Genomic DNA, 17,016 nt, shown 5'->3' with positions numbered 1-17,016 from the left:
GACACCACCGACATGAGCGACGTCAGCGAACAGCAAGAGGTCCTGATCGTGACGGGGATGTCCGGCGCCGGACGGTCGACCGTCGGCAACGCCCTCGAGGACCTCGACTGGTACGTGGTCGACAACCTGCCGGCGCAGATGTTGCGACCGCTGCTCGACCTGGCCGAACGTGCGGGGGACTCGCTCCCCAAGATCGCTGCCGTGGTCGATGTCCGCGGGGGACGCCTCTTCAGTGAGGCCCAAGAGGCCGTGCGCACCTTGCGGGCGAGCATGCCCAGCAAGGTGCGGGTGCTGTTCCTCGACGCGACCGACGCGGCGCTGGTCCGGCGTTTCGAGCAGGTCCGGCGACCGCACCCGTTGCAGGGTGACGGCACCTTGCTCGACGGCATCCTCGCCGAGCGTGCGCGCATGGAAGAGCTCCGCGAGACGAGCGACGTGATCATCGACACGTCGGAACTCAACATCCACCAGTTGGCCACGACGATCTCCGAGAAGTTCGCCGAGTCCGACCGCGCCGGGGTCCAGGTGACCGTCCTCAGTTTCGGGTTCAAGTACGGCCTGCCCACCGACGCCGACATGGTGGGCGACGCGAGGTTCCTCCCCAACCCGTTCTGGGTGCCCGCGCTCCGGCAGCAGTCCGGGCTCGACGAGCCGGTCACGTCGTACGTCATGCAGCAGGACGGGGCCCGGGAGTTCGTCGACGCCTTCGCCGCTTCGCTCGTCCCCGTCTTGTCGGGCTATCAGCGTGAGAACAAGAGACACGCTACGATCGCCATTGGCTGCACCGGGGGCAAACATCGATCGGTCACCCTCGTGGGTGAACTGGCGGCGCGTCTGCGTGGACTCCCCGGCGTGGCCGTCAGCGTGAAACACCGCGACCTCGGCCGAGAATGACCCACCGAGGTGCTTCAGCACGCCCGTGCACCGACGACACCTCGACCTGACGAAAAGGAACAACCGGAGTGGCCCAGACTGCCGACGTCAAAGAAGAACTCGCCCGCGTCGAGGTGAGCAGGACGACGATCCGGGCCGCTGAGCTCGCCACCGTCCTCCGTTTCGCCGGGGGACTGCACCTCATCTCCGGTCGGATCGCCGTCGAGGCGGAACTCGATTCCGCGCTCATCGCCCGACGGGTCCGGAGGGACCTGGCCGAGCTGTACGGAGCCAGGAGCGACGTCGCGATGACGGCTCCTTCCGGCTCACGCCGCACCCCCGGGTTCCTCGTCCGGGTCCACGAGGCCGGTGAGACGCTGGCCCGTCAGACCGGGCTCATGGACGCCCGCCGACGACCCGTCCGTGGCCTGCCGAACCGGCTCACGACCGGCTCGCGCGACGATCTCGCCGCCATCTGGCGAGGGGCGTTCCTCGCGCAGGGCTCGTTGACCGATCCCGGTCGGTCCGCCTCGCTCGAGGTCGTGTGCCCCGGCAACGAGACCGCCATGGCGCTCGTCGGGGCCGCTGGCCGACTGGGCGTCGCGGCGAAGGCCCGAGAGGTCCGCGGCGTGCACCGGGTCATCATCCGCGACGGCGAGGCCATCGGCACCATGCTCAAGGTGATGGGCGCCGAGAAGAGCGTCACCGACTGGGAAGAGATGCGCCAGCGCCGCGAGGTGCGCGCGACGGCGAACCGACTCGTCAACTTCGACGACGCCAACCTGCGACGGTCGGCCCAGGCCGCCGTGGCCGCGTGCGCCCGCGTCGACCGGGCGATGGAACTGCTCGGCGACGACATCCCCGAGCACCTCAAGTACGCGGGCGAGCTGCGACTGGCCCATCGCGACGCCAGCTTGGACGAACTCGGCCACCACGCCGACCCCCCGATGACCAAGGACGCCGTCGCGGGTCGGATCCGTCGCCTGCTCGCCATGGCCGACAAGAAGGCCGGCGACCTGGGGTTGCCGGGTACGGACGCCAACCTGCCGCACGACCTCGACCTCGACTGAGGGGCGGCGGAGGGTCTTCACGACGTCACCGGAGGACGAATTCCGGAGGGCTGCTGCTACTGTCGTAAGCGGTGTCCGACCCGAGGTCATCGAGAGTTCGGGCGTCGCCACGGGCCTGGTCGCCCACACCCTCCACGCGTCCCCACGACGCCTGATCATCAGGAGTTTCATTGACCGTCAAGATCGGCATCAACGGCTTCGGTCGCATCGGCCGTAACTACTTCCGCGCGGCGCTCGCCAAGGGAACCGACATCGAGATCGTCGCCGTCAACGACCTGACCGACAACGCCGCCCTCGCGCACCTCCTCAAGTTCGACTCGATCACGGGACGTCTCGACGCGACCGTCGAGCTGGACGGCGACTCGATCGTCGTCGACGGCAAGCCGATCAAGGTCCTGGCCGAGCGCGACCCCGCCAACCTGCCCTGGGGCGAGCTGGGCGTCGACATCGTCGTCGAGTCGACCGGTTTCTTCACGAAGGCCGAGGACGCACGCAAGCACATCACCGCCGGCGCGAAGAAGGTCCTCATCTCGGCTCCGGCCACCGGTGACGACGCCACCATCGTGCTGGGTGTGAACGAGGGCATCTACGACCCCGCCAACCACCACATCATCTCGAACGCGTCCTGCACGACGAACAGCCTGGCCCCCCTGATGAAGGTGTTCCTGGACAACTTCGGCGTCGAACGCGGTCTCATGACGACGGTCCACGCGTACACGGCCGACCAGAACCTGCAGGACGGTCCGCACAAGGACCCCCGCCGTGCCCGTGCCGCTGCGCTCAACATCGTCCCGACGTCGACCGGCGCCGCCAAGGCCATCGGCCTCGTGATCCCCGAGCTCGCCGGCAAGCTCGACGGTTACGCCCTGCGAGTGCCCGTGCCCACCGGCTCGATCACCGACGTGACCCTCGAGACCAGCACGCCGGTGACGGTCGAGCAGATCAACGCCGCCTACAAGGCCGCCGCCGAGGGTGAGCTCAAGGGCATCCTGGCCTACTCCGAAGACCCTTTGGTGTCGACCGACATCACGACCGACCCGCACTCGTCGATCTACGACTCGGGCCTGACCAAGGTCATCGGCAACCTCGTCAAGATCACCTCGTGGTACGACAACGAGTGGGGCTACTCGAACCGTCTCGTCGACCTGACGAAGTACGTGGCCGACCGCCTCTAGTCCGACCTCGGTGCCCCGGCCCTCACGGGCCGGGGTACCGTCCTCCGAACCCGAAACGAACCCATGAGCCTGCGCACCCTCGATTCCCTCGGTCCCCTGTCGGGCAGACGCGTCATCGTCAGATGCGACCTCAACGTCCCTCTGAAGGACGGCGAGATCACCGACGACGGACGCATCCGTGCCTCCCTCGAGACCCTCGACCTGCTGATCAACCAGGGGGCCAGGGTCGTCGTCATCTCGCACCTCGGCCGCCCTGACGGCGAGGCCAAGCCCGAGTACAGCCTCCGACCGGTCGCCCAACGCCTCAGCGAACTCCTCGGGAAGAGCGTCGGCTTCGCCGCGCACACCGTGGGTGACGAGACCGCCGCAGCAGTGGACGACCTCACCGACGGCCAGATCGTCGTCCTCGAGAACCTCCGCTTCAACGCTGCCGAGACGTCGAAGGACGAGTCCGAGCGTCGGGAGTTCGCCGCACGCCTGGCCGAGCTCGGTGATGTCTTCGTCTCCGACGGCTTCGGGGTCGTGCACCGCAAGCAGGCGAGTGTGTACGAATTGCCCGCGCTCCTCCCGAGTGCGGCCGGGACGCTCATCTCGCGCGAACTCGAGGTCCTCGACAAGCTGACCGAGAACCCCACGCGCCCCTACAGCGTCGTCCTCGGCGGCTCGAAGGTCTCCGACAAGCTCGGCGTCATCGAGCACCTCCTTCCCCGGGTCGACAACCTGCTCATCGGTGGAGGGATGCTCTTCACGTTCCTCGCCGCCCAGGGACTCCCCGTCGGCAAGAGCCTGCTCGAGAAGGACCAGCTCGACCGGGTCCGCGGCTACGTCGACGAGGCCGCGCGCCGGGGCGTCAACCTCGTGCTCCCCGTCGACGTGGTGGTCGCCTCGTCCTTCAGCGCCGACGCCGAGCACACGGTGGTCGCCTCGGACGGCATCGAATCCTCTGCTCTGGGCTCCGAGGCCCTGGGCCTGGACATCGGCCCCGAGACGGCCGCGCGCTTCGCGGAGACCGTCCAGACGTCGTCCACGGTCTTCTGGAACGGTCCGATGGGAGTCTTCGAGTTCCCCGCCTTCGCACACGGCACCCAGAAGGTCGCCGACGCGTTGACCCGGGTCTCCGGTCTCGGGGTCGTGGGCGGCGGCGACTCGGCCGCGGCCGTTCGTGCCCTGGGGTTCTCCGACGACCAGTTCGGCCACATCTCCACCGGCGGTGGAGCCAGCCTCGAGTTCCTCGAGGGCAAACGACTCCCCGGACTGGAGGTCCTCGGATGGTGACCACACGCACGCCCCTCATCGCCGGCAACTGGAAGATGAACCTCGATCACCTGCAGGCGATCGCGTTCGTCCAGAAGCTCGCATGGTCGCTCAAGGACGCCAAGCACGACTTCGACGCGGTCGAGACCGCGGTGTTCCCGCCGTTCACCGACCTCCGAAGCGTGCAGACGCTGCTCGACGCCGACAAGCTCGAGTTGGCTCTCGGTGCCCAAGACCTGTCCGCTCACGACTCGGGTGCCTACACGGGCGAGATCTCGGGGCAGTTCCTCGCCAAGCTCGACGTGCGCTACGTCCTGGTCGGTCACTCGGAGCGTCGGACGCTCCACGCCGAGGACGACGAGGTCGTGGCGACGAAGGTCGCCGCCGCGCACCGCTCGGGCCTCGTCCCCGTCGTCTGCGTCGGTGAGACGGCCGACGATCTCGAGCAGCACGGCCCCAGCGCGGTGCCGGTCGCCCAGCTCCGCGCGGCGCTCGCCCAGGTGCCGACCTCCGCCGAGATCGTCGTGGCTTACGAGCCCGTCTGGGCCATCGGTTCCGGGCAGGCTGCCACGGCCGAGCAGGCCGAGCAGGTCTGCGCGGCCCTGCGGGCGGCCCTGGTCGAGATCGTCGGTCCGGACGCCGCGGCCACCACCCGCGTCCTCTACGGCGGCTCGGTCAAGTCCACGAACATCGCATCGTTCATGCGAGAGCCCAACGTCGACGGAGCCCTCGTCGGTGGGGCGAGCCTCGACGTGTCCGAGTTCGCCAACATCGTCCGCTTCCAGGCGCACGTCGGCGTCTGACGGGCCGGGTGCGTCGCCCGTCGGCGCCCCTCCGACTCGGCCTGCCGGGGCGACGGCCTCTCGCGGTTATACTGTTCAGCGGTCTCACCGCATCGAAAGGTCCTACGTGGAAATTCTCCAGGTCATCCTGCAGGTGTTGCTCGGCATCACGAGCCTCCTGTTGACCCTCCTCATCCTGCTCCACCGCGGCCGTGGTGGCGGTCTCTCCGACATGTTCGGCGGTGGCGTCACGAGCAACCTCGGGGCGTCCGGCGTCGCCGAGCGCAACCTCAACCGCATCACGGTCTTCCTGGGTCTCGTCTGGATCACCTGCATCGTGGTCCTGGGCCTCATCACCAAGTTCGCGGCGGTCAGCTGATGGCCTCTGGCGGTAGCGCAATCCGCGGCTCGCGCGTCGGCGCAGGTCCCATGGGTGAGCAAGATCGCGGCTTCCACGCCGAGCGGATCACCATCTCGTACTGGGATGCCCTCGGCAACGAGGTCGTCCGTCACTTCGCGGCCAACGTGCCCGACGAAGAGATCCCCGAGACCGTCGACTCACCCTCGAGTGGATTGCCGGCAGGGCGCGACAAGGCGAACCCGCCGACGGTCGCGAAGCTCGAGCCGTACAAGACGCACCTCGCGTACGTCAAAGAGCGACGGACCGAAGAAGAAGCCGAGCAGTTGCTCGAAGAGGCTCTTCAGCAGCTGCGAGTCCGACGCGGCAAGGCCTGACCCAGCCGATCGCGCCTCCCGGTGTCTCCACACCAATCATGACGAAGGGCCCCGCAGCCGTGAGCTGCGGGGCCCTTCGTCATGCCGGCGTCGGTGCGCCCGCGGCGGGACTCAGTAGGTGGAGGCGATCAAGTTCTCGGGGACCTCAGCCGCCGCGTCCTGGTCGACGAAGAAGACCGTCCGCTTGCGTCCCTTGACCCCTGCCACCGGCACCTGGTCTGCGCCGGCACCCGCCAGGGCGAGCCCCAGCGACGAAGCCTTCTCGGCTCCGGCGAGGATCATCCAGACGCGCTGGGAGTTGTTGATGACCGGCAGGCTCAACGTGAGGCGTACGGGCGGGGGCTTGGGGGAGTCGTCGATCGTGAGCACGGTCGGCTCGAGCTGACGGATCTGTGCCTTGTCCGGAAACAACGAGGCGACGTGACCGTCGGGACCGACCCCGAGGAGCGTGATGTCGAAGCGGGGGGCCGCGTCGTCGGCCTGTGCGTGCTGCAGCAACTCGTTCCGGTAAGCGTCGGCGGCCGCCTCGACGTCGTCGAAGTCGCCGACCGCAGCGAATCGGTGGACGTTCTCGGGCAGCAACCCGATGTGGTCGAGCAGGTCGATGCCGGCCTGGGTGTCGTTTCGGTCCGCGTCCCCTGCGGGGACCCAGCGCTCGTCGGCCCACCAGATCGAGACCTTCGACCAGTCGACGCTGTCACGAGCCGGCGACGCGTTGATGGCCGCCAGCACGAGGGTGCTCACCGAGCCACCGCTGACGACGACCGACGCGTAGTTCTGCTCTTCGAGCACGTCGATGATCTTGGTGATGAAGCGGGCGGCCACGGAGGCACCCAGCGATTCTTTGTCGGGGTGGACCAGCACCCGGCGTTCGTTCGTCACGGTTCTCTATCTGCTCTAGTTGCTCTGGACGGGTTCGCTCAGTTGGCCGACCCCGTGTCTCACGACGTTCCCGAACAGGTCGTCGGGGTCGAGTCTACGGAGTTCCTCGGCCAGGCAGTCGCGCAGCGAGCGGCGTGGCAGCGCGAGGTCGTGCGTGGGTTGACCCGGTTGGGTGAGCGTCGCCACGTCGTCCAGGGAGCGTTCGAGGACGATGGACCCGGAGGCGCGGACCAGTTGGACACCGTGGATGCCGCTCGATCCCGTCGCCCGGGTCGTCAGCTCACCGTCGACGGGTACCTGGAGCTGCAGACGCAACCAAGCGGCCAGGAGCAACGTCGACGGAGAATCGGGTGCGCCGGAGACGCCGACCTCGGTGACCGATTCGTAAGGCGGCTGGTCGAGCACGGCAGCCAGTTGCGCCCGCCAGAGGGTGAGCCGGGTCCAGGCGAAGTCGGTGTCGCCGGGAGCATAGCTCCGGGCGAGGTCGATGATCGACTGGCGTGGATTGGACTGGCTCGCCGCATCCGTGATCCGCCGTTGCGCGATGCGCCCCAGGGGAGACTCGGAGACGATGGCGGGAGCGGTCTTCGGCCACCAGGCGACGACGGGAGCGTCGGGCAGCAGGAGCCCGGTCACGAGCCCCTCCTCGTCGCTCGCGGTCTCTCCGTAGGCCCGGAGCAGGATGACCTCGCTGGCACCGGCGTCGCCGCCGACCCGGATCTGCGCGTCCAGTCGCCCGTCGACCTCGTCGAGATCGAGGTCGGTTGACGTGGAGACGACGATGACCCTCATGGGGTGCTCTCGCGAGGCGTCGTTCGCGGCCTCGATGGCTTCCTCCTCGTCACCGAGACGGGTGGAGATGATCAGGGTGAGGACTCGCCCCAGCGCGACCGCGCCTCCTTCTTCCCGGATCTTGACCAGCGTCTTCTGGACGCGGCTGATGGTGCTGTCGGGCAGGTCGACGATCACGGACGCCTCCAGGTACGGCCGTCACGGGCCATGAGTTCGTCGGCAGAGGCGGGTCCCCACGTGCCGGGTCGGTACTGTTCGGGCTGACCCTGAGTCGCCCAGAACTCCTCGATCGGGTCGAGGATCTTCCAGGAGAGCTCGACCTCCTCGTGCCGGGGGAACAGGGGCGGGTCGCCCAGGAGGACGTCGAGGATGAGGCGCTCATAGGCCTCCGGGCTCGCCTCGGTGAATGCGTGCCCGTATCCGAAGTCCATCGTGACGTCACGGACCTGCGTGCCGATCCCGGGCACCTTGGACCCGAACCGGAGGGTCACTCCCTCGTCGGGCTGGACCCGGATCACGAGGGCGTTCTGCCCCAGCGACGTCTGCGTGCCGAAGATGTTCTCGGGCACCTGCTTGAAGACGACGGCGATCTCGGTCACGCGACGGCCGAGACGCTTTCCGGCCCGGAGGTAGAAGGGGACTCCCGCCCACCGCCGGGTCGCGATCTCGAGCTTGATGGCGGCGAACGTCTCGGTCGTGCTCTCGGGATTCATGCCTTCTTCGTCCAGGAAGCCGAGCACCTTCTCTCCGCCCTGCCACCCCCCGGCGTACTGACCCCGCGCGGTTCCCGCGGCGAGGTCGGCGGGGAGGCGGACGGCCGAGAGGATCTTCTCCTTCTCGGCCCGGAGGTCACGGGCGGCGAAGGTGACCGGCTCTTCCATCGCCGTCAGGGCGAGGAGCTGGAGGAGGTGGTTCTGGATGACGTCACGAGCGGCGCCGATGCCGTCGTAGTAACCGGCGCGGCCGCCGACGCCGATGTCCTCGGCCATTGTGATCTGCACGTGGTCGACGTAGTTGGAGTTCCAGAGGGGTTCGTACATCTGGTTGGCGAACCGCAGCGTGAGGAGGTTCTGCACCGTCTCTTTGCCGAGGTAGTGGTCGATTCGGAACACGCTGTCGGGCTCGAAGACGGTCTCGACGACGGCGTTGAGCTCGCGGGCCGTCGTGAGGTCGCTGCCGAAGGGCTTCTCGATGACGACGCGTCTCCACGCACCGTCCTTCTCCTCGGCGAGGCCCGAGTTGCGCAGCTGCTCGGTGACCATGGGGAACGCCTTGGGCGGGATCGAGAGGTAGAAGGCGTGGTTGCCCATCGTCCCGCGCTCACGGTCGAGCTCTTCGATGGTGTCCTTGAGTCGAGCGAACGCGTCGGCGTCGTCGAAGACCCCCTGGACGAAACGGAAGCCTTCTTTGAGTTGACGCCAGACGTCTTCGTCGAACGGCGTGCGAGCGTGCTCCTTGACGGCCTGGTACACGACCTGTTCGAAGTCCTGGCCCTCGAATTCACGACGGGCGAAGCCGACGAGCGCGAACCCGGGGGGCAACAGACCACGGTTGGCCAGGTCGTACACGGCAGGCATGAGCTTCTTGCGGGAGAGATCACCCGTCACACCGAAGATGATGAGACCGCTGGGCCCCGCGATGCGGTTGAGACGTCGGTCGGAGGGCAACCGGAGCGGGTTGGACTCCGGCGTGATCGGCACCGGTGACATGATGTTCCGTTCTGTGGTTCGAAGGTGTTCCGGTCGGGACGGGCGGAGCCGGCCGGGAACACCGGTGGCAAGGCGAAAGGGCCGGCGCCCCTGGGGACGCCGGCCCTTTCGGCTCAGCGGAGTGCGGCGGTGATGACCGGCAGCGCGGCCGCCACGTCGGTCACCGTCAGCGTGAGCACGGGACGGCCGTGCTCGGCCAGGACCTTGGCGTCACCGGCGGCCTGGGCCTGCACGAGCTGCCCGAACGTGAACGGGCTGTCCGGGATCTCGAGGTCGGTCGCGGGGACCTGCGTGATCTGCAGGAACACACCGTTGGCCGGCCCACCCTTGTGGTACTGACCCGTCGAGTGCAGGAAGCGCGGACCCCATCCGAAGGTGACGGGACGCTGCGTGCGCATCGCGAGGAGGTCACGGACCTCTTCGAGCTGCGGGTTCGCCACGCGGTCGACGTAGGCCTGGATCGAGACGTAGCCGTCGTCGCTCAGGTGCGAGAGGAGCGCGGCCACGGCGGACTCGAGAGAGTCGCCCAGCTCGATTCCTCCGACCTCGCGGACCTCGACACCCTCGGCCGTGAAGGCCGGGGGAGTGGGCTCGGGACGGTCGTCGAGCAACGCCCGCGTCGCGACCTTGGCCGACTCGACGTCGGGCTGGTCGAACGGGTTGATGTCGAGCAGACGCCCGGCCACGGCGACGGCGTACTCCCAGACCATGATCTGGCCACCGAGCGAACCCGAGATCTCGACCTCGCCGGGCGCGACCTCACGGGTCTCGTCGGCGTTCGCCACGAGACGGACGACCTGCACGTCGTGCAGCCCCGCCGTGATCTCGGGGGCGGAGGTGCCGATGACGACGGGGAGCAGGCCGCGACCCTGCTTGCCGGTCGACTCGGCGATGAGCTGTTCGGCCCAGTCCGGGAACCCCACGATGTGGGTGCCGTCGGCGACGATGGCGATCTTGTCGCGCAGGGGCGAGGTGCCTGCCAGGACGGCACCCAACACGAGACCCGGGTTGTCGGCGCGGTCCTGGGCCAGCTCGACCGTGACGGCGTCGGCCTCGGCGAGCAGCTCGCGGATGTCGGCGCCGGCCAGGCCGGACGGCACGAGGCCGAACGCCGACAGGGCCGAGTAGCGCCCGCCGATGTTGGGGTCGGCGTTGAAGACGCGGTAACCGGCCTCACGGGCCTGCCCGTCGAGGGGCGATCCGGGATCGGTGACCACGACGATGCGCTCGACGGGGTCGATGCCGGCGTCGGTGAACGCCTTCTCGAAGGTCTTGCGCTGGCTGGCGGTCTCGACGGTGGAACCCGACTTCGACGAGACCACGAGCACGGTGCGCTCGAGACGGTCGGCGAGGGCCGTGAGGATTTGACCGGGCTCCGTGGCGTCGAGCACGGTGAGCTCGACGCCGTAGGTGCGGGTGATGACCTCGGGCGCGAGCGACGATCCACCCATGCCCGCGAGGACGACGTGGTCGACACCCTTGGCGGCGAGCTCGTCCCGGAGCGAGTCGATCTCGTCGAGCAGCGGAGTCGAGACCACGACGGCCTCGGTCCAGCCGAGACGCTTGGCGGACTCGTCCTCGGCGTCAGGGCCCCACAGGGTGGGGTTCTGAGCCGTGATGCCCGAGGCGACGAGGTCGCTCACGAGCTGCGGGACGACCGTCTCGACCGCCTGTGCGGCGTCGCCGCTGGCAGCGATGGTGATGGTCACTTGGACTCCCCGGCGGGCTTGGCGGCCTCGAGGGCAGCGGTGACCGTGTCGAGCAGTTCGTTCCACGAGACGACGAACTTCTCGACGCCCTCTTTCTCGAGGGCCTCGGTCACGTCGTCGTACGAGACGCCCTGCGCCGCGATCGCGTCCATGGTCTCGTTGGCCGAGGCGTAGGAGGCGCTGATCGTGTCGCCACGGACGTCACCGTGGTCGAAGGTCGCCTCGAGCGTCTTCTCGGGCATCGTGTTGACGACGTCCTGGGCGACGAGCTCGACCACGTACGTGGTGTCGAGGACGGCGGGGTCCTTGACACCGGTGGAAGCCCAGAGGGGACGCTGCTTGTTGGCACCGGCGGCGAGGAGGCCCTTGGCCCGCTCGGTGTCGAAGGCCTGCTGGTAGACCTCGTAGGCGAGCTGGGCGTTGGCCACGCCGGCCTTGCCCTTCAGGGCCTTGGCCTCGTCGGTCCCGACCGCGTCGAGACGCTTGTCGATCTCGGTGTCGACGCGCGACACGAAGAACGAGGCGACGGAGTGGATCTCGGTGATGTCGATGCCGGCGGCCTTGGCCTGCTCGAGACCCGTGAGGTACGCGTTGATGACGGCGCGGTAGCGCTCGAGGCTGAAGATCAGGGTCACGTTGACGCTGATGCCCTGGGCGATGACGGCGGTGATGGCCTCGAGGCCCTCGACGGTCGCGGGGATCTTGATCAGGGCGTTGGGGCGACCGACCTTGGCGGCGAGCTTGACCGCCTGGTCGATGGTGCCCTGCGCGTCGTGCGCGAGACCGGGCTCGACCTCGATCGACACGCGGCCGTCGAAGCCGTCCGTCGTGTCGTAGAGCTCGCGGAAGATGTCGCAGGCGCGGGTGACGTCGTCGGTCGTGATCTCGAAGACGGCGTCCGTGACGCTGACACCGGTCTTCGCGAGCAGGGCGACCTGGTCGTCATAGGCCTCGCCCTTGGCGAGAGCCGACGCGAAGATCGTGGGGTTGGTGGTGACGCCGACGACGTTGCGCTCGGCGATCAGCTTCTGGAGGCCGCCCGCGTTGATGCGCTCACGCGAGAGGTCGTCGAGCCAGATGCTGACGCCTGCGGCGGACAGCTGTGCGGTGTTGGAATCGGTCATGGTGTTCTTCTCTTTCCTTCGTCGTCGCTCAGAGAGCGGCGATCGAGTCCTTGGCGGCGGCGACGGCGGCTTCGGTCGTCATGCCGAACTGCTTGAACAGCGTCTTGTAGTCGGCCGAAGCACCGAAGTGCTCGATCGACACGCTGCGACCGGCGTCACCGACGATGCCGCGCCACGGCATGGCCACACCAGCCTCGATCGAGACGCGGGCCTTGACGGCGGCCGGGAGGACCGCCTCCTTGTACTCGTCGCTCTGCTCGTCGAACCACTCGATGCTCGGTGCCGAGACGACGCGGGCGTTGATGCCCTCGCCGCGCAGGACCTCACGGGCCTCGACGGCGATCTGCACCTCGGAACCCGTGGCGACGAAGATCACGTCGGGCGTTCCGCCCGGTGCCTCGGCCAGGACGTAGGCGCCCTTCGCCACGTTCTTCGCCGACGCGAAGGTGTCACCCTCGGCGTCACCGGTGCCGCGCTCGAAGACGGGCAGGTTCTGACGGCTGAGCGCGATGCCGGCGGGGCCGTGGTGGCGCTCGAGGATCGTCGCCCAGGCCCAGGCCGTCTCGTTGGCGTCGGCGGGACGCACGACGTCGAGGTCGGGGATCGCGCGGAGCGACGCGAGCTGCTCGATCGGCTGGTGCGTCGGACCGTCCTCGCCCAGGGCCACGGAGTCGTGGGTCCAGACGTAGATCGCCGGGGACTTCATCAGTGCCGCGAGGCGGACCGCCGGGCGCATGTAGTCGCTGAAGATCAGGAACGTGCCACCGAACGGGCGCGTGTTGCCGTGCAGCGTGATGCCGTTGAGGATGGCGCCCATCGCGTGCTCGCGGATGCCGAAGTGCAGAACGCGACCGTAGGGGTCTCCGCTCCACTCGTCGGTCGACCACTCGGTGGGGACGAACGACTTCGAGCCCGTGATCGTCGTCAGGTTCGACTCGGCCAGGTCGGCCGACCCGCCCCAGAGCTCGGGGACCACGCCGGCGAGGGCGTTGATGACCTTGCCGGAGGCGGCGCGGGTGGAGACGTCCTTGCCGGCCTCGAAGACGGGGAGCGCTTCTTCGACGCCCTCGGGCAGCTCGTTCGCGAGGATGCGGTCGAGCATGACCTTCTTGTCGGGGTTGGCCGACGCCCAGGCGGCGAGCTTCTCGTCCCACTCGGCGTGCTGGGCCTGACCGCGCTCGACGGCCTTGCGGGTGTGCTCGAGGACGGCGGGGTCGACGTCGAAGGACTTCTCGGGGTCGAACCCGAGGACCGACTTGAGGCCGGCGACCTCGTCGGCGCCGAGGGCCGAACCGTGGATCTTGCCGGAGTTCTGCTTCTTGGGCGAGGGCCAGCCGATGATCGTCTTGAGGATGATCAGGGAGGGCTTGTCGGTGACGGCCTTGGCCTTCTCGATGGCGTCGTGCAGCTCGGCGACGTCCTCGACGTACTCGCCGGTCTTCTTCCAGTCGACGACCTGGACGTCCCAGTCGTAGGACTCGAAGCGCTTGTGGACGTCCTCGGTGAAGGCGATGTTGGTGTCGTCCTCGATCGAGATCTGGTTCGAGTCGTAGATGGCGACGAGGTTGCCGAGCTTCTGGTGCCCGGCCAGCGACGCAGCCTCGCTCGTGACGCCCTCTTGCATGTCGCCGTCACCGGCGATGACGTACACGAAGTGGTCGAAGGGGCTCGTGCCGGGGGCGGCGTCGGGGTCGAACAGGCCGCGCTCGAAACGGGCGGCGTAGGCGAAGCCCACCGAGCTGGCGAAGCCCTGGCCCAGCGGACCGGTGGTGATCTCGATGCCGTCCGTGTGGCCGTACTCGGGGTGGCCGGGGGTCTTCGAGCCCCAGGTGCGCAGGGCCTCGAGGTCGTCGAGCTCGAGACCGTAGCCGCCCAGGTAGAACTGGATGTACTGCGTCAGCGAGCTGTGGCCGACGGACAGGATGAACCGGTCGCGACCGATCCAGGTGCTGTCGCTCGGGTCACGACGCATGACCTTCTGGAAGAGCAGGTACGCGGCGGGCGCCAGGCTCATCGCGGTGCCGGGGTGACCGTTGCCGACCTTCTCGACCGCGTCGGCCGCGAGGACGCGGACCGTGTCTACTGCTTTGTTGTCAATGGATTCCCATTGCAGATCTGCCACTGGAAGTTGACCCTTCTTGATGCGAACTGCGCGGGGTCGATTCGCTCCCGCGCTGACGTGCGCCTGCCGAGACGTCGTCGGCTGGGTCGCACACACGCCGGGGCGGAGATCGGGACGGTTCGTCCGGTGATTCGGGACCGAGAGGGCGTACGACTGGCAAGCACCTGTAAGTATAGGGACGAACCCCCTTCGCCCGTCCGCATCGGCCGAGGGTTCGCCGTCAGCGTCGACGTTCATCGCCTAGACTCCTTGGGCAAACCGTTCGTCTCGTTAGAGGACTCATGACCGCAGCCGTTGACATCCGCCCCGACACGTCACCCCGGGGCTTCCGTCGCAAGGCTCGGGCGTACGTCGCCCTCACGAAGCCCCGCGTGATGGAGCTCCTGCTCGTCACCACGGCGCCGACGATGTTCCTGGCCCAGGGGGGCATCCCCAACCTGTGGCTCGTCGCCGCGACGCTGATCGGTGGGGCGCTGAGCGCCGGCTCGGCCTCGGCCTTCAACTGCTACATCGACCGCGACATCGACCGCATCATGAAGCGGACGCAGGGTCGACCGCTCGTGACCGGCGAGGTCAGCGACCGCGAGGCGTTGATCTTCTCGTACGTGGTCGGCGTCGCGTCGATCGTCTGGCTCGGCCTGACGGTCAACCTGCTCTCGGCGGCGCTGTCGCTCGGGGCGATCCTCTTCTACGTCGTCGTGTACACGCTCTGGCTGAAGCGCCGCACGCCGCAGAACATCGTGTGGGGCGGCATCGCCGGGTGCATGCCGGTGCTCATCGGCTGGGCCGCCGTCACGAACGACCTGTCCTGGTCGGCCGTCATCCTCTTCATGGTCATCTTCCTCTGGACGCCGCCGCACTACTGGCCACTGTCGATGAAGTACCGCGACGACTACGCCGCGGCCGACGTTCCCATGCTCGCCGTGGTGCGCGGCCGGTCGATCGTCGGCCTGCAGGTGATCCTCTACGCCTGGGCCACCGTGGTCTGCTCCCTGATCCTCGTCCCCGTCGCCGGCATGGGCGTGCTCTACACCGTCGTGGCACTCGCGAGCGGGGCCTGGTTCGTCTGGGAGTCGCACCGGCTCTACAGCCGGGCCATCCAGCACGTCGCCGAGGTCCGTCCGATGCGCGTCTTCCACAGCTCCATCACGTACCTCACGCTCCTGTTCGTCGCCGTCGGGGTCGACCCCCTGCTGCCGTTCTGATCCCGTGAGGCCGTCCGACTGGACCGTCCGTCCGGCGCGCCCGGACGACCTCGAACAGCTGACCGCTCTCAAGCTCGTGGTGCTGCGACCCGAGTTCGAGAGGCTCGGCATCTGGAACCCGGCCCGCCACCGGGCTCGATTCGTCCGCGAGTACGTGGCCGACGAGACACGAGTCGTCGAAGGCGACCAGCGCCTCCTCGGCTGCATCGCGCTTCACCCGGACGGCGACACGACCTGGCTCCGTCACTTCTACCTGGTCGAGGAGGCGCGGGGTCACAGGATCGGGACGACCCTCCTCTCGCAGGCGATCGACTCGGTCACCACGGGGTCGGTCACCCTCGACGTGCTCACGGGAAGCCGAGCCGTGTCGCTCTACGAGCGGACGGGCTTCGTCGTCGTCGAGCAGGACGACGTCGACACCGTCATGCGCCGGGGCTAGACCCCCGGTCGCCCGGGTCAGACGCGGGCGGCGGCCGCCTCGACGATCGGCTCGACCTCGTCGGGAGCCTGGTCGTTGCGCAGCGACAGCACCACGGCGGTCGTCGCGGCCACCAGCAGCGCGGCCAGGACCATGTGACTCCCCACGAGCAGGGGCGGCAGTCCGGAGCGCGCCTGGGTGATGCCGACGGCGATCTGGACGAGTTCGACGCCCAGCAGGGCCACGGGGAACCGACGGGGGAGGCCCGCCTGGAGGGTCCAGGCGAGGACCGCCAGGGTGAGAGCGAGGGTCGCGTAGGCCGGCCAGCTGTGGACGTGGTCCATGATCGCCGGGTCGAGGCCGTTGCGGGGGGTCGCCGCATCGCCGGCGTGGGGGCCGGAGCCGGTCGTCAGGACGCCGACGATCACGGTCAAGCCGACCACGGCGGCCGTCACGTGGACGAGTCGCGCATAACCACGCGGAGTGGCGGCGTGGTGCCCACGGGGCCCGCGGTACACGCGCCAGAGCAGGGTGGTGGTGAGGGCGACGAGGGCGATCGAGACGACGAAGTGTGCCCCGACGATGTACGGGTTCAGACCGGTGAGGACGGTGATCCCCCCGAGCACGGCCTGGAAGGGGATGCTCAGGCCCTGGACGAGGGTGAGCCAGAAGAAGTCGCGGCGGACCTTCCGCATCCGCAGCACGAAGAGAAAGGCGAGGATGACGACGAGCGTGAGCACGAAGGTCAGGAGGCGGTTGCCGAACTCGATGACCCCGTGGATGCCCATCTCGGGCGTGCTGACGAAGGAGTCGGCGGTGCAGCGTGGCCAGGTGGGGCAGCCGAGCCCCGATCCCGTGAGCCGCACCGCACCTCCCGTGCCGATCAGCAGCACCTGGCAGACGAACGACGCCCACGCGACGAAACGGACCCGGCGATCGACGGTCGTGGGGAGCCACGACCAGGCTCGGGTCAGGACTCCGGTGGCGCCCACCTGTGCGTTGCTCACGACTTGCTGCCTTTCGTCACTTTCGGCGGTCGGCCCTGTAGAATCAACGGGTTCAGGAACACGACCCGGCAGGGTGTCGACGGAGACATCCGAAGGACGTGAGATCCGCAGAAGCGGGACGCGGCCTTCATCAACAGTCTAAGCAACGCCACCTGACGT

16 protein-coding genes are annotated in these 17,016 nt (G+C 68.4%); 9 read left to right on the top strand and 7 right to left on the bottom strand.

From position 1 onward, the window contains the following. Positions 1-12: 12 nt before the first annotated feature. The 7 genes from rapZ (at position 13) to EDF21_RS01525 (ending at position 5,889) form a co-directional block, all read left to right on the top strand. Complete coding sequence (gene rapZ / locus EDF21_RS01555) at positions 13-894, top strand: RNase adapter RapZ (RefSeq protein WP_056045245.1); 882 nt, start codon at positions 13-15, stop codon at positions 892-894. A gap of 68 nt (positions 895-962) precedes the next feature. Further along, on the top strand, positions 963-1,943 hold the full coding sequence (gene whiA, locus EDF21_RS01550) for a DNA-binding protein WhiA (RefSeq protein WP_123570079.1): 981 nt from the start codon (positions 963-965) through the stop codon (positions 1,941-1,943). 170 nt (positions 1,944-2,113) lie between these two features. After that, entirely contained in the window at positions 2,114-3,118 is a 1,005-nt protein-coding gene (gene gap, locus EDF21_RS01545; RefSeq protein WP_043595015.1) for a type I glyceraldehyde-3-phosphate dehydrogenase, read from the top strand. Positions 3,119-3,181: 63 nt separating this feature from the next. Further along, positions 3,182-4,393 carry a phosphoglycerate kinase gene (pgk, locus tag EDF21_RS01540; protein WP_123570078.1) on the top strand — a complete coding sequence of 404 codons (1,212 nt, stop codon included), beginning with the start codon at positions 3,182-3,184 and terminating at the stop codon, positions 4,391-4,393. Beyond that, positions 4,387-5,175 (top strand): triose-phosphate isomerase, encoded by a 789-nt coding sequence (tpiA, locus tag EDF21_RS01535; RefSeq protein ID WP_123570077.1) that lies wholly within the window; start codon positions 4,387-4,389, stop codon positions 5,173-5,175. The genes pgk and tpiA overlap by 7 nt, the downstream gene beginning before the upstream one ends. Before the next feature lie 106 nt (positions 5,176-5,281). Next, the gene (gene secG, locus EDF21_RS01530; RefSeq protein WP_043595012.1) at positions 5,282-5,533 is read left to right on the top strand and encodes a preprotein translocase subunit SecG; all 252 of its coding nucleotides are present in this window, start codon (positions 5,282-5,284) and stop codon (positions 5,531-5,533) included. Continuing rightward, on the top strand, positions 5,533-5,889 hold the full coding sequence (locus tag EDF21_RS01525; RefSeq protein ID WP_043595011.1) for an RNA polymerase-binding protein RbpA: 357 nt from the start codon (positions 5,533-5,535) through the stop codon (positions 5,887-5,889). The genes secG and EDF21_RS01525 overlap by 1 nt, the downstream gene beginning before the upstream one ends. Positions 5,890-6,000: 111 nt before the next feature. Here the strand turns inward: EDF21_RS01525 and pgl are convergent, their stop codons facing one another. The 6 genes from pgl to tkt all read right to left on the bottom strand — a co-directional run bounded on the left by pgl (position 6,001) and on the right by tkt (position 14,227). Then, positions 6,001-6,771 carry a 6-phosphogluconolactonase gene (gene pgl / locus EDF21_RS01520; protein WP_123570076.1) on the bottom strand — a complete coding sequence of 257 codons (771 nt, stop codon included), beginning with the start codon at positions 6,769-6,771 and terminating at the stop codon, positions 6,001-6,003. 15 nt (positions 6,772-6,786) lie between these two features. After that, entirely contained in the window at positions 6,787-7,740 is a 954-nt protein-coding gene (locus EDF21_RS01515; RefSeq protein ID WP_123570075.1) for a glucose-6-phosphate dehydrogenase assembly protein OpcA, read from the bottom strand. Next, complete coding sequence (gene zwf, locus EDF21_RS01510) at positions 7,737-9,272, bottom strand: glucose-6-phosphate dehydrogenase (RefSeq protein WP_123570074.1); 1,536 nt, start codon at positions 9,270-9,272, stop codon at positions 7,737-7,739. Before zwf ends, EDF21_RS01515 begins: the two co-directional genes overlap by 4 nt. Before the next feature lie 113 nt (positions 9,273-9,385). Next, positions 9,386-10,981 carry a glucose-6-phosphate isomerase gene (locus EDF21_RS01505; RefSeq protein WP_123570073.1) on the bottom strand — a complete coding sequence of 532 codons (1,596 nt, stop codon included), beginning with the start codon at positions 10,979-10,981 and terminating at the stop codon, positions 9,386-9,388. After that, a complete protein-coding gene (gene tal / locus EDF21_RS01500; protein ID WP_056045222.1) occupies positions 10,978-12,105 on the bottom strand; it encodes a transaldolase in 1,128 nt (375 codons plus the stop codon). The genes EDF21_RS01505 and tal overlap by 4 nt, the downstream gene beginning before the upstream one ends. Before the next feature lie 28 nt (positions 12,106-12,133). Beyond that, positions 12,134-14,227, bottom strand: a complete 2,094-nt coding sequence (gene tkt / locus EDF21_RS01495; protein ID WP_043595005.1) for a transketolase — start codon at positions 14,225-14,227, stop codon at positions 12,134-12,136. Positions 14,228-14,508: 281 nt separating this feature from the next. On the opposite strand from tkt, the gene EDF21_RS01490 reads away from it, so the two are divergent. Next, complete coding sequence (locus tag EDF21_RS01490; protein WP_123570072.1) at positions 14,509-15,432, top strand: heme o synthase; 924 nt, start codon at positions 14,509-14,511, stop codon at positions 15,430-15,432. Positions 15,433-15,436: 4 nt separating this feature from the next. Further along, positions 15,437-15,871, top strand: a complete 435-nt coding sequence (locus EDF21_RS01485) for a GNAT family N-acetyltransferase (RefSeq protein ID WP_123570071.1) — start codon at positions 15,437-15,439, stop codon at positions 15,869-15,871. A gap of 17 nt (positions 15,872-15,888) precedes the next feature. Here the strand turns inward: EDF21_RS01485 and EDF21_RS01480 are convergent, their stop codons facing one another. Continuing rightward, entirely contained in the window at positions 15,889-16,857 is a 969-nt protein-coding gene (locus tag EDF21_RS01480; protein ID WP_233568322.1) for a heme A synthase, read from the bottom strand. Positions 16,858-17,016 lie beyond the last annotated feature (159 nt).

The organism is Frigoribacterium sp. PhB118, assembly GCF_003751725.1.
Classification (GTDB): Bacteria; Actinomycetota; Actinomycetes; order Actinomycetales; family Microbacteriaceae; genus Frigoribacterium.
The sequence above is the reverse complement of the archived record's forward strand: the minus strand, read 5'-3'. Positions and strand labels throughout refer to the sequence as shown.